Source organism: Burkholderia anthina (assembly GCF_001547525.1).
GTDB classification, from domain to species: domain Bacteria; phylum Pseudomonadota; class Gammaproteobacteria; order Burkholderiales; family Burkholderiaceae; genus Burkholderia; species Burkholderia semiarida.
Genome location: NZ_CM003768.1, coordinates 3,294,504 through 3,313,378 on the forward strand (window position 1 = coordinate 3,294,504; position 18,875 = coordinate 3,313,378).

Consider the following 18,875-nt stretch of genomic DNA (forward strand, 5'->3'; position numbering starts at 1 on the left):
CGAACATGGCCGAACCGACGCCCGACCTGCGCCAGTGGCGCTATTTCGCGACCGTCGCCGACGAGCGCCATTTCGGCCGCGCGGCCGAGCGCCTGTCGATGACGCAGCCGCCGCTGTCGCAGGCGATCCGCGCGCTCGAGGACGCGCTCGGCGTCGCGCTGTTCGTGCGCACCAAGCGCTCGGTGGCGCTGACGGCGGTCGGCGCGGCGCTGCTGCCCGACGTGCGCCGGCTGCTCGCGTCGGCCGATGCGCTGCCGCCGCTCGCGCGGCGGCTCGCGCGCGGCGAGGCCGGCTCGCTGTCGCTCGCGTTCGTGTCGACCGCCGATTACGGGCTGTTGCCGTCGTTGCTGCGCGCATTCGGCGCGCGCTATCCGCAGGTGCGGCTGCAGCTCGCGGAAGCGACGAGCGACGTGCAGATCGACGAACTCGTCGCCGGGCGCATCGACGCCGGACTCGTGATTCCGCCCGTGCCGCCGCGTCATGCGGCCGGGCTGTCGTACCTGCCCGTCGTGCGCGAGCCGCTGGTGGTCGCGATGCCGGCCGGGGCGTCCGACGCGCCCGAGGACGCGCCCGTGCAGCTCGCCGAGGTCGCCGCGTTGCCGCTCGTGATCTTTCCGCGTCGTTTGGCGCCCGGCTTTTATGACATCATTACGGGCTGCTACGGCGCGGCGGGGGAAACCCCGCGCATCGGCCAGGAGGCAATCCAGATGCAGACGATCGTCAGCCTCGTGTCGGCCGGCATGGGCGTCGCACTCGTGCCGCAATCGCTGCGTAACCTGCGGCGCACCGGCGTGGTCTACCGGCCGCTTGCCGGCGTGGCGCCGGTCGTCGAGACGGGCCTCGTGTGGCGCACCGGCGACGTGAGCCCCGTGCTCGCCGGCTTCATCGACGTCGTGCGCGCGCAGGGCCTCGCCACGTGACGTGAACGACGGCGCGCGATCGCCGTCCAATGCGCGGTCCTGCATGTGTGCGACGGCCGCACCGTATTCGAAAACTTCTTCGCTAACCCATGATCATTCACCCGAATTTCGACCCCGTAGCGATCCATCTCGGGCCGCTGGCCGTGCGCTGGTACGGCCTCATGTATCTCGTCGCCTTCATCGCGGCGATCGTCGTCGGCCGGATCCGCCTGAAGCTGCCGCACGTCGCGGCGCAGGGCTGGACCGCGAAGGACATCGACGACATGATGTTCTACGGCGTGCTCGGTACCGTGCTCGGCGGCCGGCTCGGCTATGTGCTGTTCTACAAGGCCGATTTCTACTTCTCGCATCCGCTCGACGTGTTCAAGGTGTGGGAAGGCGGCATGTCGTTTCACGGCGGCTTCCTCGGCGTGACGCTCGCGATGGCGCTGTTCGCGTGGCAGCGCAAGCGGCACTGGCTGCAGGTCACCGATTTCGTCGCGCCGATGGTGCCGACGGGGCTCGCGGCCGGGCGGCTCGGCAATTTCATCAACGGCGAACTGTGGGGCCGCGTGACCGATCCGACGGCGCCGTGGGCGATGTTGTTCCCGGGCGCGATGCGCGACGATGCGGCATGGCTGCCGAAACATCCGGAACTCGTCGAGAAGTGGCATCTCGCCGACGTGTTCATGCAATACCAGATGCTGCCGCGCCATCCTTCGCAGCTCTATGAAATCGCGCTCGAAGGTATCGCGCTGTTCTTCGTGCTGTTCCTGTTCGCGCGCAAGCCGCGGCCGATGGGCGCCATATCGGCGCTGTTCCTGATCGGTTACGGCCTCGCACGTTTCACGGTCGAGTTCGCGCGCGAGCCCGACGACTTCCTCGGTCTGCTGGCGCTCGGCCTGTCGATGGGGCAGTGGCTGTCGTTGCCGATGATCGTCGCAGGTATCGCGATGATGGTCTGGGCGTATCGCCGCCGCGCGGCGAACGCGAATGCGGCTGCATGAGGCGGCTGCACGAGGTGGCTGCATGACGCGGTATCGATGCACGCGCGATCGGCGCGAGCATCGATACCGGATGCGGATGAAAAACGCCGGCCCTCGGGCCGGCGTTTTGCGTTTCGGCGACTGCGCGATGCGCGTTACTTCATCTGCACGGAGCCGTTGACGGTGACCGACACGGTGGCCTTGCCGCCTTCGACCGCGATCGGCGCGCTCATCTTCGCGCTGTCCATCGGCGCCGCGGCCATCGCCATCATGCGCGGGTACGGCTGCACGTTGCGGCCGCTGCCGACGTTTACGTCGCGGATCGTGTAGCTGCTGTAGCCGAACGCCTTCGCGGCTTCGTCCGCGCGGGCGCGGAACGACTTGATCGCCTCGGTCGTGAGCTTCTGCTCGGCCGCGCGCTGCGCTTCCGGCGACAGCGAGAACTCGACGTTCGCGACCTGCATCAGGTTCGACAACTGGCCTGCCAGCTTCGACGCCGCGGCGAAATCGCGCGATTCGAGCGCGACCTCGGTGCGGCCGCGCCATGCGGAGATCTTGCCGTCGCGATCGGTGCTCGGATACACGGAGAACGCGCCCGTGTGCGCGGTGACGCCCGATACGCCCTTGGCCTGCGACAGGGCCGCGTCCGCACGCTGGTTCAACTGCGCGGTGAGGCTGCCCGGGTCCTTGGCCTGCTGCTCGTAGAACAGCGTGATGTGGATGATGTCCTGCGGTACGTCGGCGCTCGCCTGCGACGAGAGCGACAGCACGCCCGCCGGCTCCGGAAAGTGCGGGTTCGCCGTCTGGGCGTGTGCGGCGGGCGACGCGAGCGTGAGCGCGACGGGAACGGCGGCGGCGAGGGCGAGCGACAGCGCGAGTGCGGATTTCTTGGTCATTGTTGGACTCCTTGTGCGAGGGCGCGCACGCGGATCACGCGTGCGCGACGCGGGCGTGCCGCGCGACGAAAAAACGACAGCCGGCCCGATCGGCCGACAGCGGTTGCTTAGGCCGCGCGAACGTGCCGCGAGTTCCGTGACGGCAGGGTGTACTGACCAGATTTGACCTTTGGCGCGCGCCTACTTCATCAACTTTTCGGTGATGAACCGCCATTCGGCGCGCGTGACGGGCGTGATCGACAGCCGGTTGCCACGCGCGAGCACGCGCATGTCGGCGAGCTCGTCGTGCTCGCGCAGCGCGGCGAGCGGCACGAGCGGCGATTTCTTCACGAAGCGCACGTCGACGAGCAGCCAGCGCGGCGCTTCCCGCGTCGATTTCGGGTCGTAATAGGGGCTTTTCGGATCGAACTGCGTGGGATCGGGGTAGGGCGTCGACGATACTTCGGCGAGGCCGGCGATGCCTGGCTCGGGGCAGCTCGAGTGATAGAACAGCACGCCGTCGCCGATCTTCATCGTGTCGCGCATGAAATTGCGCGCCTGATAGTTGCGCACGCCGGTCCACGGCAGCGAGCGCTGCGGTGCGTTGGCGAGATCGTCGATGCTTGCTTCGTCCGGTTCGGACTTCATCAGCCAGTATTGCATGGTCGTGATCGGCGCAGAAGGGGCATGAGGGCCTGCTTGCATGCGCGCGCCGCATGCAAGCAGGCCCTCAAAAAGGAAACGGCATCGGGAGTTCCCGATGCCGTTGGATAGGCCCCCACCTTGGCCGCTAGGCCGGCATCCTGAACCTGAGGTTCAGAATTGGTCGCAGTTAGCAGCACTTCGGGTACATCAGACAGAGTGACGCGCGCGCCCGTGCTACAAATTTCCGCAACCGTGCACATGGCATTGGTTCAAGGAATATATGACCTTGGCGAACCAGGCAGGGAAGCTGACTGAACTGTGATTCGATGCGCCAATTTGACCACCGTTGACCGCCGAGATCAAGGGGAATCGACACGTCGTTTGAAACGTTACTGCGTCTCGTGCTGTGCGAGCACCGCGCCGAGCTGTTCGTTCATCTGGTGCATTGTACGACGGATTTCCTCGGCCGGAAATGCTTCACCGTGCCGCACGCTCGTTTGCAGCCGCAGCAATTCCGATGCAAGCGACAGCGCCGCCATCACCGCGATGCGATCGGTGCCGCGCACCGAGCTGTTCGAGCGGATTTTCGACATTTCGGCGTCGACGCGCGCGACCGCTTCGAGCAGCGCCGCTTCGGTCTCGGCCGAACAGGCGAGCCGATAGGCCTGACCGAGAATCGAGACTTCGATCTGCTTGGTGCTCATGCATGTTCTCCGTGGCTGGCCGCGTCATCGCCATCCGTGCGCGCCTGCGCATCGAGCAGGTCGAGCTGGTTGTCGGCTTGCTCCGCGCTCTTCGAGCGCGGCAGCTTTTCGAGAATCGCGTTCAGTTTCACCTGGGCGTCGTCGATCTTCGCCGACAACGTGTCGCGCTCGGCCGCGAGCGCATTGCGTTCGTCGCGCAGCTGCGCGAGCTCCGCGCGGACCGTGTCCGCTTCCGCGCGCAATTGCGCGACCTGCTCCTCGAGCGCGAGCCGTTCCGAGTGATAGCGCTTGTTCAGCGAAATCAGACGGCCAATATTTTGAGACAGGGTTTCGAGTTCGTTGAGCATTTGCTGCGTCCTCTAAAGACCCAGCATTTTAGCGCGGAATAACGCGCAATCCGACATCTGTAACGTTTCCAGTCGTAACACCCCTGCTTCTTGCCGCGAATGGGCGCGTCTCGCGCGGGTCCGGACGCTTCCTTGACGCTTGCACGACCGGCTCCTAAACTGGCGCCGCCTCGGTGCTCGCGCGCAGGACGCGCGGTTAAACGGGAAGCAGGGTGCGGGCTCCGCGCGCGCCAACCTGCGCTGCCCCCGCAACGGTAAGCGGCCGCGTCGCGTGACGCAGGCCGGCTCGGGCGCGTTTCGCGTGCAGGTCGCACGCGGGCGCGGGCCACTGCGCGTCGTCGCGCGGGAAGGCGAGCCGGACCGCCGCCAGCCCGGATACCGGCCGAGACGGGGAGCCCGCACGGGCTCCATGACGCGCGGCCTGCGGGGAAGCAGGGCGCGCAATGCTTCACGGAACGTTCTTCGATGCCGACCCCAATCGTCCGCCACGCGCCCACGTCGCGCCCGGCCGACTCCCGCAAGCGGATGCGCCGCGCGTCGTGCGTGCGGCCGTGCGCGGCATGAACGCCGCGCGCGCCGCTGCCATCTGGGCCGCGCTGGCCGCCACGGTCGCGCTGCTGTTCGTCGCGTCGCTGTCGATCGGCAGCGTGCCGATGTCGCCGTGGCAGGCGCTCGCGTCGCTCGTGCCGCATGGCGGCGATACCCTCGTTGCCGATATCGTGACGACGCTGCGCCTGCCGCGCGCGCTCGCGGGCTTCGCGTGCGGCGCGCTGCTCGCGCTCGCCGGCGCATTGTTGCAGGTGCTGCTGCGCAATCCGCTCGCCGAGCCGTACGTGCTGGGCGTGTCCGGCGGCGCGGCCGGCTTCGCGCTCGTCGCGATGATCGCGGGCGGCGCGTGGTGGCTCGTCGACGCATCGGCGTTCGCGGGTTCGCTCGTCTCGGTCGCGCTCGTGCTCGGTCTCGCGAGGCGCGAGGTGTGGCGCGGCGAATCGCGCGATGCATCGCCGCGGCTGCTGCTCACGGGCGTCGTGATCGCGGCGGGGTGGGGCGCGCTCGTCACGCTGTTGCTGTCGCTCGCGCCCGACGCGCGGCTGCGCGGCATCATCTTCTGGCTGACGGGCGACCTGAACGGCGCGACGGCGCCGTGGTTCGCGTGGGGCGCGCTGCTGCTGTGCGCAGGCGTCGCGCTGCCGGCCGCGCCGCAACTGAACGTGCTGCTGCGCGGCGACGCCACCGCGCAAGCGCTCGGCGTACCGGTCGCGCGCCTGCGCGTGCGGATCTATCTCGTCGCGTCGCTGGCCGCCGCGGCCGCCGTGACGACGGCCGGCACGATCGGCTTCGTCGGCCTCGTCGTGCCGCATGCGTTGCGGCTCGCGTTCGGCAACGACCAGCGGATGCTGCTGCCGGCCGCGATGCTCGCGGGCGGCGGCGGCGTGATGGCGGCCGACCTGCTCGCGCGCACCGCGATCGCGCCCGCGCAATTGCCGGTCGGCGTGATGACCGCGCTGATCGGCGTGCCGGTGTTCCTGTGGATGTTGCTGAGGAGACCGATGCGATGACGGGTGCCGCACTGAACGCCGCCGCCGGCGACATGCGCTACACGGCCGTCGACCTGACGCTGAAGGCCGGCGCGCGCACGCTGCTCGACGGCTTCACGCAAGTGTTCCGCCCCGGCGAGATCTGGTGCGTCGCCGGGCCGAACGGCGCCGGCAAGACGACGCTGCTCGCCACGCTCTCGGGATTGCAGCCGCCCGCCGCGGGACACGTCGAGATCGACGGCCGGCCGCTTGCCGCGTGGCGCCCCGAACGACTCGCGCAGCGCCGCGCGCTGATGCCGCAGCAATTACACGATGCGTTCAGCGCGACCGTGTTCGACACGGTGCTGCTCAACCGCTTTCCGTATCTCGGCGGCTGGGGCTGGGAGCGCGACGGCGACCGCGCGGCCGCGCGCGCTGCGCTCGCGACGTTCGACCTCACCGCGCTCGCGTCGCGCGACGTGATGTCGCTGTCGGGCGGCGAGCGGCAGCGGGTCGCGCTGGCCGCGACGCTGTGCCAGGATGCACCGCTGATGCTGCTCGACGAACCGCTCGCGCATCTCGACCTGCATCACCAGATCGACTGCCTGACCGCGCTGGCTGCGTGGCTCGCGGCCGGCCCGCGCACGGTGATGTTTTCGTGTCACGACCTGAATCTCGCGCGGCGTTTCGCGACGCATGCGCTGTTGCTCGACGGCCGCGGCCATGCGTGGGCCGGCCTCGTGCACGACGTGCTGACGCCCGAGCGCGCGAGCGACGCGTTCGGCTATCCGCTCGTGCTGATCCGCGAGAACGGCCGCGATGCGTTGCTGCCGGCATGGCCTGCGCGACCATGACCTTTCCTGTTCCGACTTTTCCGATGCGCGGCGCATGCCGCGCGCACGACACGGCTCCTCGATGACGACTCCGACCCAATTCCCGCCCGCGATCGCGCCGCTCGACGACGCATTGCGCCAGCGCCTGCAGCATGTGATCGACCACAAGACCAAGCCGCCCGGCAGCCTCGGCCAGCTCGAGGCGCTCGCGCTGCAGATCGGCCTGATCCAGCGCACCGAGCGGCCGGTCGTGCAGCGTCCCGTGACGATCGTGTTCGCGGGCGACCACGGAATCGCCGCCGAAGGCGTCAGTCCTTACCCGCAGGCGGTGACCGCGCAGATGGTCGCGAACTTCCTGGCCGGCGGCGCGGCCATCAATGCATTCTCGGGCGTCGCGCAGAGCACGCTCGAGATCGTCGATGCGGGCGTCGCGTCGCCGCTGCCGCCGTCGGACCGGCTGGTGTCGCTGCCGCTCGCGCGCGGCACGCGCAACTTCGCGGCGGAGCCGGCGATGACGCGTGAAGAAGCGATGACGGCGCTGGCAGCCGGCGCGGCGCGTGTGCGCGTGCACGCATCGCTCGGCACGAACGTGATCGGCTTCGGCGAGATGGGGATCGCGAACACGTCGTCGGCCGCCTGCCTGATGAGCCGCCTGCTCGACGTGCCGATCGACGCATGCGTCGGGCGCGGCACGGGGCTCGACGACCAGGGGCTCGCGCACAAGCGCGCGGTGCTCGGCCGCGCGCTCGTCAAGCACTCGCATGCGATCGCGCCGCTCGACGTGCTCGCGACGTTCGGCGGCTTCGAGATCGCGATGATGACGGGCGCGTATCTCGCGGCCGCGAGCGAGCGGATGACGATCCTCGTCGACGGCTTCATCGCGACCGCCGCGCTGCTCGTCGCCGAGCGCATCGCGCCCGGCGTGCGCGACTACTGCGTGTTCTCGCATACGTCGCACGAGGCCGGGCACCGGCGCATGCTCGAACATTTCGGCGCGAAGCCGCTGCTCGCGCTCGACCTGCGGCTCGGCGAAGGCACGGGCGCCGCGCTCGCGCTGCCGCTGGTGCGCGCGGCGGCCGCGTTCCTCGCCGAGATGGCGAGCTTCGAATCGGCCGGCGTCGACGATCGTGACGCCTGAGCGCGCGCGCGGCATGCGGGCCGAACTGCGCTACTTCTTCGTCGCGCTCGGCTATTTCACGCGCGTGCCCGTGCCGCGCTCGATCGGCTACGCGGCCGGCGATCTCGATCAGGCCGCACGCTATTTCCCGCTCGTCGGCGCCTGCGTCGGCGCATGGGGCGCGCTCGTCTATCTCGTTGCACTGCGGGCGCTGCCGGCATCGATCGCGGTCGGGCTGTCGATGGCCGCGACGCTGCTCGCGACCGGCGCATTCCACGAAGACGGCCTCGCCGACAGTTGCGATGCGTTCGGCGGCGGCTACACGCGCGACGACGTGCTGCGCATCATGCACGATTCGCGGATCGGCACGTTCGGCGCGGTCGCGCTCGTGATCGCGCTCGGGCTGAAATGGCAGGCGCTCGCGTCGATGCTGCCGCTGCGCGCCGCATGGACGATGATCGCCGCGCATGCGGCGAGCCGCGCGATGGCCGTGAGCCTGCTGACGACGCTCGACTACGTGCGGCCCGAAGGCAAGGCGAAGCCGGTCGCGCAACGGATGGGCGCACGCGCGGCGTGCGTCGCGGCGGTGTTCGGATTGCCGTGGCTGTTCTGGCCGGACTGGCGCATGGGCGTTGCCGCATGCGTGGCGCTCGTGCTGGTGCGCGCGTGGCTGGCCCGCTATTTCGTGAAGCGGATCGGCGGCTATACGGGCGACTGTCTCGGTTTCGCGCAGCAACTGGGCGAACTGGCGATCTATCTCGTGGTGCTCGGATGGACGTCGTCCTGATTCGTCATCCGGCCGTCGGCATCGAGCCCGGCGTTTGCTACGGGCGCAGCGACGTGCCGCTCGCCGAATCGGCTGATGACGGCGCGCGGGCCGTGCGCGCGCATCTGGCGGAACGGGGAGTGCCGTCGCCGGAACAGGTGTGGACGAGCCCGCTGACGCGCTGCGCATCGGTGGCCGAACGGCTCGCGCGGGTGTTCGACGCGCCGCTGCGGCGCGATGGCGATTGGCAGGAAATGGATTTCGGCGCGTGGGAAATGCGGCGCTGGGACGATATCGACCGTGCGGCGCTCGATGCGTGGGCGGCCGACCTGATGCATGCCTGCGCGCACGGCGGGGAAAGCGTCGCGCGATTCGCCGCGCGCGTTGCACGGCAGGCGGATGCGCTTGCGGCGTTCGACGGGCCGCAATGGATCGTCACGCACGCGGGCGTGATCCGCGCATTCGCGTCGCATGTGCTGCGCATACCGCTCGATACGTTGCTCTCGCGGCCGGTGCCGACGGGCGGAGTCGTGTGGCTGCGCATGGAGGATGCCGCGCGAACGTGGGAAGTCGTGCACTGGGACGCATAGGCGCACTTGCGTCTGCATGTGAACGACGCTCTGTCTCGCACACCGTACGCATCCGGGCATCGGTGCGCGATGCATCCGCAGCCCGCCGGAAATCAGCGCGCCGGCCGCCGCGCACGCGCGGCATCCAGATCCTCGCACAGCGCGGCCGCGCCTTGCGCGATCCGCGGCGACGGCCGCGTCAGCAGATCGCCGTCGATCGCGAACAGGTTGTTGCGCGCCACGGCCGTCAGCGCGGGCCACGCGCGCCAGCGCGCGAGGCTCGGCAGCGCTTCGTTCGAACGGGTCGCGCCGGCGGCCGTCGTCACGATCGCTTCCGGATTCGCGGCGAGCACGGCCTCGTCGGTCACGGCGGGCGCCAGCGGCGTGAGCGACGCAAACACGTTGCGGCCGCCGCAGAGTTCGAACACTTCGTTGATCAGGTGCGTGCCGTTGAGCGTCGTCAGCGGGCGATCCCACACCTGGAAGAACATCGTGACGGGCGCGCGTGCCGCGTAGCGTGCGCGCAGGGTGGCGATGTCCCGCGTCAAGGCGCCCGCGGCGGCATCGGCGGTCGATTGCGTGCCGAGCAGCGTGCCGAGCCGGTGCAACGACGACGACACGTCGTCGAGATGTTTCGGTTCGCTGAAGAACAGCGGGATGTGCAGTGCGCGCAGCGCGTCGGTCTGCCGCTGCGCGTTGCCGTGCCGCCAGACGACGATCAGGTCGGGCTTCAGCGCGGCGATGCGTTCGAGGTCGAGCGCCTTGTTGTCGCCGACGCGCGGCACCGCTTGCGCGGCGGGCGGATAGTCGCTGTACGTGACGGTGCCGACGAGCCTCGCGCCGCCGCCGGCCGCGTAGACGAGTTCCGTCGCGTGCGGCGCGAGGCTGATCACGCGCTGCGCGGGCGCGGGCAGCGTGACCGTATTGCCGGCGTCGTCGCGGGCCGTGACGTCGGCGTGGACGAGCGGCGCGTGGGCGAGCGCGGCCAGCAGCGCGGCCGGCGCAAGCCGACGGAACGGGCCGAGCGGGCGCGGACTCATGCCGGGCCCCGCTGCAGCAGCGGCACGCAATGCGCGAGCGCGTCGCCGAGGCGCCGCCATTCGTCTTCGCTGCCCGGCAGGCCGACGCGCACGCTCGACGGGGTCGGGAAGTGCCGCGTCCAGATCCCGCGCGCCGCGAGCGCCGCATGCAGCGCCGCGGCGCGCGGGTCGTCGGTCCAGCTGAAGAGCGGCGTCGCGCGGACCGCGAAGCCGTGCGCGCGCAGCAACGCGGCCAGTCGTTCGCCGTCGGCCGTGAGCCGCTCGCGGGCGGCAGCTTGCCACGCGCGGTCGGCGAACGCCGCGGCGACCGCGTGGCGCGCGGGGCCGCCGACCGTCCACGCGCCGAGCCTGTCGCGCAATGCGACGATTTGATCGGGGCACGCGAGCACGAAGCCCGCGCGGATCCCGGCGAGCCCGAAGAACTTGCCGACCGAGCGCAGCACGACGAGCCCCGGACGATCGACGTGCGGCGCGAGCGACGGCGTCGCGCCCGTATCGGCGAACGCTTCGTCGACGATCAGCGTGCCGCCGCGTGCGGCGAGTTGCGCATGCCAGCCGAGCAGGCGCCCGGTCGGCACGCATTCGGCGGTCGGATTGTTCGGGTTCCCGACGATGACGTGGCGCAGCGTCGCGGGCAGCGTATCCGTGCGGATGTCGAGCGTGACGACGCGATGGCCGTGGCGCGCGAACGCGGGCGCATATTCGCCATACGCGAGCGCCGCGACGCCGGCCTCGCCGGCCGGCAGCAGCGCGGGCAGCGCGCGGATCGCGGCCTGGCTGCCGGCGACCGGCAGCACGTGCGCGGCATCGGGTGCGTGGTAGTACCGCGCGGCGCAGGCCGCGAGGCCGTCGCCATCGTCGGGCAGCCGGCGCCAGGCGTCGGCCGGCACGGGCGGCACGGGATAGCCGACCGGATTGATGCCGGTCGACAGGTCGAGCCACGCGTCGTACGGAATGCCGTGGCGGCGGGCGGCCTCGTGCAGGTTGCCGCCGTGCGCGATGGATGAATCAGACATGATGGGTGGCCATGACGAGTGCGCCGCTCGCGACCAGCAGCGCGAGCCACAGGGCGAGCGTGCGCGTGACGAGCGACAGCGCGGCGACGATGTGAAGGGCGGTTGCCGTGGCGCCGGTGCCGAGCGCCGGGCGATCCTCGATCTCGCCGTGATAGACGGCCGGCCCGCCGAGCTGCACGTTCAGGCTGCCGGCGCCCGCGGCCATCACGGGGCCCGCGTTCGGGCTGTCCCAGTGGCGCGCCTGCGTGCGCCAGCAGCGCCACGCGGCGGCCGTGTCGCCGAGCAGCGCATAGCTCGCGGCGGTGAGGCGCGCGGGAATCCAGTTCAACGCGTCGTCGATGCGTGCGGCGGCCCAGCCGAAGGTCAGGAAGCGCGGCGTGCGGTAGCCCCACATTGCGTCGAGCGTGTTCGCGAGCCGGAACAGCAATGCGCCGGGGCCGCCCGCGACGACGAACCAGAAGAGCGCGCCGAAGATCGCGTCGTTACCGTTTTCGAGCGCCGATTCGACGGCCGCGCGCGACAGCGCTCCTTCGTCAGCGTTGCTCGTGTCGCGCGACACGATGCGCGCGGTCAGCGTGCGCGCCGCGTCGAGGTCGCGCCGCAGCAGCGCGGCGGCGATCGGCGCGACGTGGTCGGCGAGGCTCTTCGCGCCGAGCGCGAACCACAGCAGCGCGACGTGCAGCGCAGCCGCGAACGGCCACGGCAGCACGGCGACGAGCCATGCCGCGACGGCCACCGGCGGCACGACCGCCGCGAGCCACGCGGCGACGCCGACTACGCGGCCGCGCCGCCCCGTGTTCAGCGCGGCTTCGATGCGCGCGGCCAAGCGGCCGAACGCGACGAGCGGATGCCAGCCGGCCGGCTCGCCGATCGCGCGGTCGACGAGCGCGGCCGCGACCGCGAGCATCGCGACGACGGGCAGCGACAGCATCAGCATGACGGGGCGCCCGCCTTGAGGTCGAGCGGCAGCCCGGCAACCAGCAGCGTGACGCGCGTCGCGAGCGCCGCCACGCGCTGGTTCAGGCGGCCGAGCTCGTCGACGTAGCGGCGCGTGACGGAGCCGAGCGGCACGACGCCGAGCCCGATCTCGTTGCTGACGACGATCACCTTCGCGCGTGCACCGCGCAACGCGCGTTCGAGCCGCTCGACCTGCGCCACGTACTGCGCATCGTCGAGCGGTTCGCCGTCGGCGGGGCACAGCAGGTTCGTGAGCCACAGCGTCAGGCAGTCGACGAGCAGGCAGGCGTGCGGATCGTCGAGCCGCGCGAGCGTGCCCGCGAGATCGACGGGGGCGTCGGCGAACCCCCATTCGGCGGGCCGGCGCGCGCGGTGATGCGCGATGCGCTGTTCGAACTCGGCATCGGCGGCGGTCGCGGTCGCGATGTAGGTGACGGGGCGGCCGCTGTCGGCGGCGAGCCGCTCGGCATGCGCGCTCTTGCCCGAGCGCGCGCCGCCGAGGACGAAGGTGAGGTCGTGCGGAATCATCGCGTGATTGTAACGGCGCGGGCGACCCGGCGCGGGCGATAATGCCGCCTTTGCTTCGCGATACCTTCTACACGATGAATGCACCCGAGCCGCGGCCGCGCGGCACGCTGATGATCCAGGGCACGACGTCCGACGCGGGCAAGAGCACGCTCGTCGCGGGCCTGTGCCGCCTCGCGCGGCGCGGCGGCGCGCGCGTGGCGCCGTTCAAGCCGCAGAACATGGCGCTCAACAGCGCGGTGACGGTCGACGGCGGCGAGATCGGCCGCGCGCAGGCGCTGCAGGCGCTGGCCGCCGGCGTCGCGCCGCATACGGATTTCAATCCGGTGCTGCTGAAGCCGACGAGCGACCGCGGCGCGCAGGTGATCATTCACGGCAAGGCGCGCATGAACCTCGACGCGCGGGCGTATCACGGCTACAAGCCGGTCGCGTTCGATGCGGTACTCGAGTCGTATGCGCGCCTGCGTGCCAGTTACGACACGGTGATCGTCGAAGGCGCCGGCAGTCCGGCCGAGATCAACCTGCGGGACGGCGACATCGCGAACATGGGTTTTGCCGAGCGCGTCGACTGCCCGGTCGTGCTCGTCGCCGACATCGATCGCGGCGGCGTGTTCGCGCATCTGGTCGGCACGCTCGCCTGCCTGTCCGACAGCGAGCGCGCGCGCGTGCGCGGCTTCGTGATCAATCGCTTCCGCGGCGACCTCAAGCTGCTCGAACCGGGGCTCGACTGGCTGCGTGCGCGCACGGGCAAGCCGGTGTTCGGCGTGCTGCCATACCTGCACGGGCTGCTGCTCGACGCGGAGGACATGCTGCCCGGGCAAGCGCGCAGCGCCGCCGCACGCGGCGAAGCCGGCGTGTTGCGCGTCGTGGTGCCCGCGCTGCCGCGCATCAGCAACCATACCGATTTCGATCCGCTGCGCGCGCATCCGCAGGTCGAATTCACGTACTGGAAGAGCGGCCCCGTGCCCGACGCCGACCTGCTGATCCTGCCCGGTTCGAAGAGCGTGCAGCGCGACCTCGCGTGGCTGCGCGACGCGGGCTGGGACGCGCTGATCCGGCGCCATCTGCGCTACGGCGGCAAGGTGATCGGCATCTGCGGCGGCATGCAGATGCTCGGCCGCACGCTCGACGATCCGCTCGGCCTCGAGGGCGCGCCCGGCAGCGTGCCGGGGCTCGGGCTGCTCGATTTCGACACGACGCTGCAACCCGACAAGACGCTGAAGAACGTGAGCGGGCAACTCGCGCTGCCGGGCGCGGCGGCCGTGCACGGCTACGAGATCCACATGGGCGACACGCGCGGGCCGGCGCTCGAGACGCCCGCGCTGACGCTGGCCGCCGATGTCCCGGAGGAGGGCACGCGTCCCGACGGCGCGATGTCCGCCGACGGCCAGATCCTCGCGACCTACGTACACGGGCTGTTCGACGCGCCCGACGCCTGCGCGGCGCTGCTCGCGTGGGCGGGGCTCGACGGCGCGGCCCGCATCGATTATCCGGCGCTGCGCGAGGCGTCGCTCGAGCGGCTGGCCGACACGTTCGCCGAGCACCTCGATCTCGACGCGCTGTACGCCGAGTTTCGTTGAGTTCGCGCTGGTCCGCCCTCGCTTTTTCCGCGCCATCGCGTACAACGAAGGAGGGCGGAGGTCCGCCCGAAGGAGGGTGACGATGAGGGCTCGATGGTGGTGGAGCGTACTGCTTGCGGCGCTGCTGGGCGTGTCGTCGGCGGCGCATGCGTGCGATTCGTATGCGCCGGGCGGTGGCCAGTCCGGCGGCGATGCCACGCCAGGCAAGAACGGTTACTGAGCGGGATGCGGGGCATGATCGGTCATGCCTTTTTTCGCGTCAATTCGTTCCAAACGAGAATCAATTTAAGCCGGTTGGCGTGTTTATCGGTCGAATCGATTCGAATAGAGTGCGACCCATTCCCATCCACTCACGAAGGACTCCGTCATGAACCCCAACCGCCTGAACGATTTCGCCGCGACGCTGTTGCGCGTCGCCCTCGGCGTGCTGTACCTCGCGCACGTCGCGCAGAAGGTGTTCGTCTTCACGCTGCCCGGCACCGCGCAGTTCTTTGCGTCGATCGGCCTGCCGGGCTGGCTCGCGTACCTGACCACGTTCGTCGAACTGGCGGGCGGCCTGGCGCTGCTCGCGGGGTTCCGCGTGCGCGTCGCCGCGCTGGTGCTGCTGCCGTTCATGCTCGGCGCGGTGGCCGCGCACCTGCCGAACGGCTGGAGCTTTGCGTCGCCGCACGGCGGCTGGGAATATCCGGCGTTCTGGGCCGTCACGCTGGCCGTGCAGGCGTTGCTGGGCGGCGGCGCGTTCGCGATCGGCGCGCGGGAGGCCGCTCTCCAGCGCGCGTGACGTGAAGGAAAGCGGACGAAAGGGGGCGTGGTGCCGCGCCACCGGTTCCGGTGACCCCCCGTTTGCCGATATCATCGCTCCCTGTATCCGCAATCGAGCGGCGCCTGCCATGCGGCCGGCGCCGCGCGGCTTTTTCGAGGGAATTCATGACGGTCATCGTGGTGGCGAATCCGAAGGGCGGCGTGGGCAAGAGCACGCTGTCCACCAATCTAGCCGGCTATTTCGCGGCGCAGGGCGCATGGGTCGCGCTGGCCGACCTGGACCGGCAGCAGTCCGCGCATGCGTGGCTCGACCTGCGGCCGGCCGGCTTGCCGGCGATCGAGGCGTGGGAACTCGATCCGGAGGCGCCGTCGAAGCCGCCGCGCGGGCTCGAATACGCGGTGATCGACACGCCGGCCGGCCTGCACGGCACGCGGCTCAACGTCGCACTGCAACTGGCCGACAAGGTGATCGTGCCGCTGCAGCCGTCGATGTTCGATATTCTCGCGACGCAGCAGTTTCTGGAGCGCCTCGCCGGCGAGAAGGCCGTGCGCAAGGGCAGCGTCGAGGTCGGAATCGTCGGGATGCGGGTCGATGCGCGCACGCGTTCGTCCGACCAGTTGCACCGGTTCGTCGAAGGGCTCGGCCTGCCGGTGCTCGGCTACGTGCGCGACACGCAGAACTACGTGCAGATCGCCGCGCACGGCCTGACGCTGTGGGACGTCGCGAAAAGCCGCGTCGAGAAGGATCTCGAGCAGTGGCGGCCGATCGTCGAATGGGCCGAGCGCCGCGCGCCGAAGGCCGCGAAGGCTTCCTGAGCGCCCGGGCCGTCCCGGACGGCGCGACACCCAATGAGAAAGGGCCGGATCCCGTGGCGTACGGTATCCGGCCCTTCGGCGGCAAACGGCAGCGCCGCAGCCGCGCGCCGCGGCCCGCGGGCGTGCCGCTCGGCTTACGTCCAGTTCTGCGTCGGCACGTGATCGCGATGGCCCTTGATCTTGTTGCCTTCGTCGATGAACACGAGCTTCGGCTTCCAGCCGGCCTGCAGTTCGGCTTCGTCGACCATCGCGAACGCCGCGATGATCACGAGGTCGCCCAACTGCGCGCGGCGCGCGGCCGAGCCGTTCAGCGAGATCATCCCGCTGCCGCGCTCGCCCTTGATCGCGTACGTCGAGAAGCGCTCGCCGTTGTTGATGTTCCAGATGTCGATCCGTTCGTTTTCGATGAGGCCCGCCGCTTCGAGCAGGTCTTCGTCGATCGCGCACGAACCTTCGTAGTGCAGTTCGCAGTGCGTGACCGCCGCACGGTGGATCTTCGATTTGAGCATGTGGCGCTGCATGGGGTCTCCGTGATGCGTCGTGAGAGGTGCGGGCGGGCCGGCCGTCAGATTTCCAGGTTGTCGATGAGGCGGGTCGCGCCGAGCTTCGCGGCCGCGAGCACGACGAGCGGCTCGCCGGCTTCGAGTTCGGCGGCGCTCGGTGCGATCAGGTTCGCGCGGCGGCGGATCGCGATGTAGTCGGGCGCCCAGCCGCGTTCGGCCAGGTGCGTGTGCGCGTGCTGCTCGAGCTTGCCGAGGTCGCGTTCGCCGCCGAGCACGCTGTCGCGCACGCGCTGCAGCGTTTTCGCCAGTTCGGGCGCTTCCTTGCGCTCGTCGGCCGTCAGGTAGCGGTTGCGCGACGACAGCGCGAGGCCGTCCTCGTCGCGCACGGTCTCGGCCGCGACGATGTCGACCGGCAGCGCGAGCTGCTGGCACATCCGGCGCACGATCATCAGCTGCTGGTAATCCTTCTTGCCGAACACGGCGACGCGCGGCTGCACGCAGGACATCAGCTTCGTGACGACCGTGCACACGCCGGCGAAGAAGCCGGGACGGAACTCGCCCTCGAGTATCCCGCCGAGGTCGTCCGGCGGCAGCACGCGATACTCCTGCGGCTCAGGGTACATGTCGCGCTCGGTCGGCGCGAACAGCACGTACACGTTTTCCTGCTGCAGCTTCTCGATATCGTCCTGGAGCGTGCGCGGGTACTTGTCGAAATCCTCGTTCGGGCCGAATTGCAGCCGGTTGACGAAGATGCTCGCCACGACCGGGTCGCCGTGCTGGCGCGCGAGGCGCATCAGCGACAGGTGCCCTTCGTGCAGGTTGCCCATCGTGGGCACGAACGCCGTGCGGTTCTGGCCGCGCAGCTGGTCGCGCAGTTCCTGGATCGAGCTGATGACTTTCATGATCGGGTAGCGGGTTCCTCGCGCAGGTGCGCGTGGGCGCCGCAGCAGCGGCGCCGGGGTCGAAGCGGACAACGCCGGCGCGCGGGCGGCGCATCGGGCGTCGGCGGATTGTAGAGGATTTGGCCGCGCGACGCATCGATAAAAGAACGATCGTTCACTTTATATCGGGACGTGCCGGACACCCGCCGGACGGCCTTCCGCCGCGGCGAAGCGCGAGCGTCGGGACGAATCGGGAACGGGAAGCGGCGGGGGGCGGCCCTTACGCGGGCAGGTATGCGAGACGCACGTAGATCGGCGCGAACGGCTCGGCCTGCGTGATCTCGAGCAGCGATTCGCGCGCGAGTTCGAGCATCGCGATGAAGTTCACGACGACGACCGGCACGCCGCGCGACGTGTCGAACAGGTCGGCGAACTCCATGAAGCGGGCGTTCTGCAGCCGGCGCAGGATCAGGCTCATGTGCTCGCGCACCGACAGCTCCTCGCGGGAGATCTTGTGGTGCTGGACGAGTTTCGCGCGCTTGAGCACGTCGGCCCACGCGGCGCGCAGGTCGTCCGAATTGACGTCGGGAAAGCGCGGCGTGACGCTTTGCTCGATGTACACCTCGGCGCGCAGGAAATCGCGGCCGAGCTGCGGCAACTGGTCGAGCCGCTGCGCGGCGAGCTTCATCTGCTCGTACTCGAGCAGCCGGCGCACGAGTTCGGCGCGCGGATCCTCGGCTTCCTCGCCGGTGTCGGCCTTCTTGACCGGCAGCAGCATCCGCGACTTGATTTCGATCAGCATCGCGGCCATCAGCAGGTACTCGGCCGCGAGCTCGAGGTTCGACGTGCGGATCTGGTCGACGTAGCCCAGATACTGCGCGGTGACCTGCGCCATCGGGATGTCGAGCACGTTGAAGTTCTGCTTGCGGATCAGGTACAGCAGCAGGTCGAGCGGGCCTTCGAACGTCTCGAGGAACACCTCGAGCGCATCGGGCGGGATGTAGAGATCCTGCGGCAGCTTGAAGAGCGGCTCGCCGTACAGGCGAGCGAACGCCGCGACACCGTCGACCGTGTCGGGCGTCGAATCGGCGCCCGCGGGCGCGGCGATCGCGTCGTCCTGCCGGGCGGCGCTGGCCTCGTCGGCGGCGCTCACGTCGTCAGAAGTTCTGGTAGTAGACGTACGGCGTCTGCTTCACGCGCGATTCCTGCTGCTCGGCGCGCTCCTCGAGATCGATCGGCTGCTTGTCCCACAACAGGGAACGGCCCTTGCGCTGCTCTTCCTCGAGCGTCGGCTTCTGCTGCTTGAGCTGGTTCAGGAACTGCGTGACGTCGGACTGGTACGGCATGGCTGGATCTTCCGTTTCGGGCGGCGCACGATGCGCCGGATTCACGATGGCGGGATTTTACCGCATCGCGGGGAACAGCCGGCGCCAATCGCGCGTCGAATCGGCGGGCCGGTGCCGACGGGGATCGTGCGGCGGCCCTGCCCGGGGCTGGCATTCTTTCACAATCGTTTGGCTGTGACGCCCGCGCCCTG

General features: G+C 70.0%; 23 protein-coding genes, 1 other RNA gene and 1 riboswitch. Of the genes, 11 read left to right on the forward strand and 13 right to left on the reverse strand.

Going from position 1 to position 18,875, the window contains the following annotated elements; all coding sequences use genetic code 11:
- Nucleotides 1-5 precede the first annotated feature (5 nt).
- On the forward strand, nt 6-920 hold the full coding sequence (locus WS64_RS15055; RefSeq protein ID WP_059646287.1) for a LysR family transcriptional regulator: 915 nt from the start codon (nt 6-8) through the stop codon (nt 918-920).
- Nucleotides 921-1,009: 89 nt separating this feature from the next.
- Nucleotides 1,010-1,906 carry a prolipoprotein diacylglyceryl transferase gene (lgt, locus tag WS64_RS15060; RefSeq protein ID WP_059576743.1) on the forward strand — a complete coding sequence of 299 codons (897 nt, stop codon included), beginning with the start codon at nt 1,010-1,012 and terminating at the stop codon, nt 1,904-1,906.
- A 134-nt stretch (nt 1,907-2,040) separates the two neighbouring features.
- On the opposite strand, the gene WS64_RS15065 is transcribed toward lgt, so the two are convergent.
- The 5 genes from WS64_RS15065 to WS64_RS15085 form a co-directional block, all read right to left on the reverse strand.
- Nucleotides 2,041-2,781 (reverse strand): SIMPL domain-containing protein, encoded by a 741-nt coding sequence (locus WS64_RS15065; RefSeq protein WP_059576741.1) that lies wholly within the window; start codon nt 2,779-2,781, stop codon nt 2,041-2,043.
- Nucleotides 2,782-2,961: 180 nt separating this feature from the next.
- Nucleotides 2,962-3,423, reverse strand: a complete 462-nt coding sequence (locus tag WS64_RS15070; RefSeq protein WP_059576737.1) for an EVE domain-containing protein — start codon at nt 3,421-3,423, stop codon at nt 2,962-2,964.
- 108 nt (nt 3,424-3,531) lie between these two features.
- Nucleotides 3,532-3,713, reverse strand: a non-coding RNA gene (ssrS, locus tag WS64_RS15075) — 6S RNA.
- Nucleotides 3,714-3,794: 81 nt separating this feature from the next.
- Entirely contained in the window at nt 3,795-4,109 is a 315-nt protein-coding gene (locus WS64_RS15080; protein ID WP_011352906.1) for a cell division protein ZapA, read from the reverse strand.
- Nucleotides 4,106-4,456, reverse strand: a complete 351-nt coding sequence (locus WS64_RS15085; RefSeq protein WP_006478092.1) for an ATPase — start codon at nt 4,454-4,456, stop codon at nt 4,106-4,108. Before WS64_RS15085 ends, WS64_RS15080 begins: the two co-directional genes overlap by 4 nt.
- A 154-nt stretch (nt 4,457-4,610) precedes the next feature.
- Nucleotides 4,611-4,857, forward strand: a riboswitch (cobalamin riboswitch).
- 42 nt (nt 4,858-4,899) lie between these two features.
- On the opposite strand from WS64_RS15085, the gene WS64_RS15090 reads away from it, so the two are divergent.
- The 5 genes from WS64_RS15090 (at nt 4,900) to cobC (ending at nt 9,279) form a co-directional block, all read left to right on the forward strand.
- Entirely contained in the window at nt 4,900-6,015 is a 1,116-nt protein-coding gene (locus WS64_RS15090; RefSeq protein ID WP_059646292.1) for a FecCD family ABC transporter permease, read from the forward strand.
- The gene (locus WS64_RS15095) at nt 6,012-6,827 is read left to right on the forward strand and encodes an ABC transporter ATP-binding protein (RefSeq protein ID WP_060966778.1); all 816 of its coding nucleotides are present in this window, start codon (nt 6,012-6,014) and stop codon (nt 6,825-6,827) included. Before WS64_RS15090 ends, WS64_RS15095 begins: the two co-directional genes overlap by 4 nt.
- Before the next feature lie 61 nt (nt 6,828-6,888).
- A complete protein-coding gene (cobT, locus tag WS64_RS15100) occupies nt 6,889-7,944 on the forward strand; it encodes a nicotinate-nucleotide--dimethylbenzimidazole phosphoribosyltransferase (RefSeq protein ID WP_059646660.1) in 1,056 nt (351 codons plus the stop codon).
- Between the two features lie 13 nt (nt 7,945-7,957).
- Entirely contained in the window at nt 7,958-8,710 is a 753-nt protein-coding gene (locus tag WS64_RS15105) for an adenosylcobinamide-GDP ribazoletransferase (protein WP_060966979.1), read from the forward strand.
- Nucleotides 8,695-9,279 carry an alpha-ribazole phosphatase gene (cobC, locus tag WS64_RS15110; RefSeq protein WP_060311894.1) on the forward strand — a complete coding sequence of 195 codons (585 nt, stop codon included), beginning with the start codon at nt 8,695-8,697 and terminating at the stop codon, nt 9,277-9,279. The genes WS64_RS15105 and cobC overlap by 16 nt, the downstream gene beginning before the upstream one ends.
- Nucleotides 9,280-9,371: 92 nt before the next feature.
- Here the strand turns inward: cobC and WS64_RS15115 are convergent, their stop codons facing one another.
- From WS64_RS15115 to cobU, 4 genes are read right to left on the reverse strand one after another with little or no spacing between them, the layout of a single operon-like run.
- Nucleotides 9,372-10,298: a cobalamin-binding protein gene (locus WS64_RS15115; RefSeq protein ID WP_060966779.1), complete on the reverse strand. Its 927-nt coding sequence runs from the start codon at nt 10,296-10,298 to the stop codon at nt 9,372-9,374.
- Nucleotides 10,295-11,314, reverse strand: a complete 1,020-nt coding sequence (gene cobD / locus WS64_RS15120) for a threonine-phosphate decarboxylase CobD (RefSeq protein ID WP_060966780.1) — start codon at nt 11,312-11,314, stop codon at nt 10,295-10,297. The genes WS64_RS15115 and cobD overlap by 4 nt, the downstream gene beginning before the upstream one ends.
- Nucleotides 11,307-12,251: an adenosylcobinamide-phosphate synthase CbiB gene (gene cbiB / locus WS64_RS15125; protein ID WP_060966781.1), complete on the reverse strand. Its 945-nt coding sequence runs from the start codon at nt 12,249-12,251 to the stop codon at nt 11,307-11,309. Before cbiB ends, cobD begins: the two co-directional genes overlap by 8 nt.
- On the reverse strand, nt 12,245-12,799 hold the full coding sequence (gene cobU, locus WS64_RS15130; protein WP_060966782.1) for a bifunctional adenosylcobinamide kinase/adenosylcobinamide-phosphate guanylyltransferase: 555 nt from the start codon (nt 12,797-12,799) through the stop codon (nt 12,245-12,247). The genes cbiB and cobU overlap by 7 nt, the downstream gene beginning before the upstream one ends.
- Nucleotides 12,800-12,873: 74 nt before the next feature.
- Here cobU and WS64_RS15135 point away from each other — a divergent pair, with 74 nt between their 5' ends.
- The 4 genes from WS64_RS15135 to WS64_RS15145 all read left to right on the forward strand — a co-directional run bounded on the left by WS64_RS15135 (nt 12,874) and on the right by WS64_RS15145 (nt 15,954).
- Nucleotides 12,874-14,376, forward strand: coding sequence for a cobyric acid synthase (locus WS64_RS15135; RefSeq protein WP_060966980.1), 1,503 nt, complete (start codon nt 12,874-12,876; stop codon nt 14,374-14,376).
- Nucleotides 14,377-14,458: 82 nt separating this feature from the next.
- Complete coding sequence (locus tag WS64_RS34905) at nt 14,459-14,596, forward strand: hypothetical protein (RefSeq protein ID WP_167351618.1); 138 nt, start codon at nt 14,459-14,461, stop codon at nt 14,594-14,596.
- Between the two features lie 147 nt (nt 14,597-14,743).
- Nucleotides 14,744-15,157 (forward strand): DoxX family protein, encoded by a 414-nt coding sequence (locus WS64_RS15140; protein ID WP_060966783.1) that lies wholly within the window; start codon nt 14,744-14,746, stop codon nt 15,155-15,157.
- 146 nt (nt 15,158-15,303) lie between these two features.
- A complete protein-coding gene (locus tag WS64_RS15145; protein WP_060966784.1) occupies nt 15,304-15,954 on the forward strand; it encodes a ParA family protein in 651 nt (216 codons plus the stop codon).
- Nucleotides 15,955-16,088: 134 nt separating this feature from the next.
- On the opposite strand, the gene panD is transcribed toward WS64_RS15145, so the two are convergent.
- From panD to WS64_RS15165, 4 genes are all read right to left on the reverse strand, one after another.
- Entirely contained in the window at nt 16,089-16,475 is a 387-nt protein-coding gene (gene panD, locus WS64_RS15150) for an aspartate 1-decarboxylase (RefSeq protein ID WP_006484038.1), read from the reverse strand.
- Between the two features lie 44 nt (nt 16,476-16,519).
- Entirely contained in the window at nt 16,520-17,359 is an 840-nt protein-coding gene (gene panC / locus WS64_RS15155) for a pantoate--beta-alanine ligase (RefSeq protein ID WP_059576698.1), read from the reverse strand.
- A gap of 259 nt (nt 17,360-17,618) precedes the next feature.
- Nucleotides 17,619-18,491 carry a segregation and condensation protein A gene (locus WS64_RS15160; RefSeq protein WP_012329011.1) on the reverse strand — a complete coding sequence of 291 codons (873 nt, stop codon included), beginning with the start codon at nt 18,489-18,491 and terminating at the stop codon, nt 17,619-17,621.
- A gap of 4 nt (nt 18,492-18,495) precedes the next feature.
- A complete protein-coding gene (locus WS64_RS15165; protein WP_006484044.1) occupies nt 18,496-18,684 on the reverse strand; it encodes a DUF3460 family protein in 189 nt (62 codons plus the stop codon).
- Nucleotides 18,685-18,875 lie beyond the last annotated feature (191 nt).

Coding starts and splice junctions, on each gene's coding strand:
- cbiB (WP_060966781.1), bottom strand. CDS start 12,251: ATGCTGATGCTGTCGCTGCCCGTCGTCGCGATGCTCGCGGTCGCGGCC.
- cobD (WP_060966780.1), bottom strand. CDS start 11,314: ATGTCTGATTCATCCATCGCGCACGGCGGCAACCTGCACGAGGCCGCC.
- WS64_RS15095 (WP_060966778.1), top strand. CDS start 6,012: ATGACGGGTGCCGCACTGAACGCCGCCGCCGGCGACATGCGCTACACG.
- WS64_RS15065 (WP_059576741.1), bottom strand. CDS start 2,781: ATGACCAAGAAATCCGCACTCGCGCTGTCGCTCGCCCTCGCCGCCGCC.
- WS64_RS15055 (WP_059646287.1), top strand. CDS start 6: ATGGCCGAACCGACGCCCGACCTGCGCCAGTGGCGCTATTTCGCGACC.
- WS64_RS15165 (WP_006484044.1), bottom strand. CDS start 18,684: ATGCCGTACCAGTCCGACGTCACGCAGTTCCTGAACCAGCTCAAGCAG.
- panC (WP_059576698.1), bottom strand. CDS start 17,359: ATGAAAGTCATCAGCTCGATCCAGGAACTGCGCGACCAGCTGCGCGGC.
- WS64_RS15145 (WP_060966784.1), top strand. CDS start 15,304: ATGACGGTCATCGTGGTGGCGAATCCGAAGGGCGGCGTGGGCAAGAGC.
- cobT (WP_059646660.1), top strand. CDS start 6,889: ATGACGACTCCGACCCAATTCCCGCCCGCGATCGCGCCGCTCGACGAC.
- WS64_RS15070 (WP_059576737.1), bottom strand. CDS start 3,423: ATGCAATACTGGCTGATGAAGTCCGAACCGGACGAAGCAAGCATCGAC.
- WS64_RS15115 (WP_060966779.1), bottom strand. CDS start 10,298: ATGAGTCCGCGCCCGCTCGGCCCGTTCCGTCGGCTTGCGCCGGCCGCG.
- lgt (WP_059576743.1), top strand. CDS start 1,010: ATGATCATTCACCCGAATTTCGACCCCGTAGCGATCCATCTCGGGCCG.
- panD (WP_006484038.1), bottom strand. CDS start 16,475: ATGCAGCGCCACATGCTCAAATCGAAGATCCACCGTGCGGCGGTCACG.
- WS64_RS15085 (WP_006478092.1), bottom strand. CDS start 4,456: ATGCTCAACGAACTCGAAACCCTGTCTCAAAATATTGGCCGTCTGATT.
- WS64_RS15105 (WP_060966979.1), top strand. CDS start 7,958: ATGCGGGCCGAACTGCGCTACTTCTTCGTCGCGCTCGGCTATTTCACG.
- WS64_RS34905 (WP_167351618.1), top strand. CDS start 14,459: ATGAGGGCTCGATGGTGGTGGAGCGTACTGCTTGCGGCGCTGCTGGGC.
- WS64_RS15140 (WP_060966783.1), top strand. CDS start 14,744: ATGAACCCCAACCGCCTGAACGATTTCGCCGCGACGCTGTTGCGCGTC.
- WS64_RS15135 (WP_060966980.1), top strand. CDS start 12,874: ATGAATGCACCCGAGCCGCGGCCGCGCGGCACGCTGATGATCCAGGGC.
- cobC (WP_060311894.1), top strand. CDS start 8,695: ATGGACGTCGTCCTGATTCGTCATCCGGCCGTCGGCATCGAGCCCGGC.
- WS64_RS15090 (WP_059646292.1), top strand. CDS start 4,900: ATGCTTCACGGAACGTTCTTCGATGCCGACCCCAATCGTCCGCCACGC.
- WS64_RS15080 (WP_011352906.1), bottom strand. CDS start 4,109: ATGAGCACCAAGCAGATCGAAGTCTCGATTCTCGGTCAGGCCTATCGG.
- cobU (WP_060966782.1), bottom strand. CDS start 12,799: ATGATTCCGCACGACCTCACCTTCGTCCTCGGCGGCGCGCGCTCGGGC.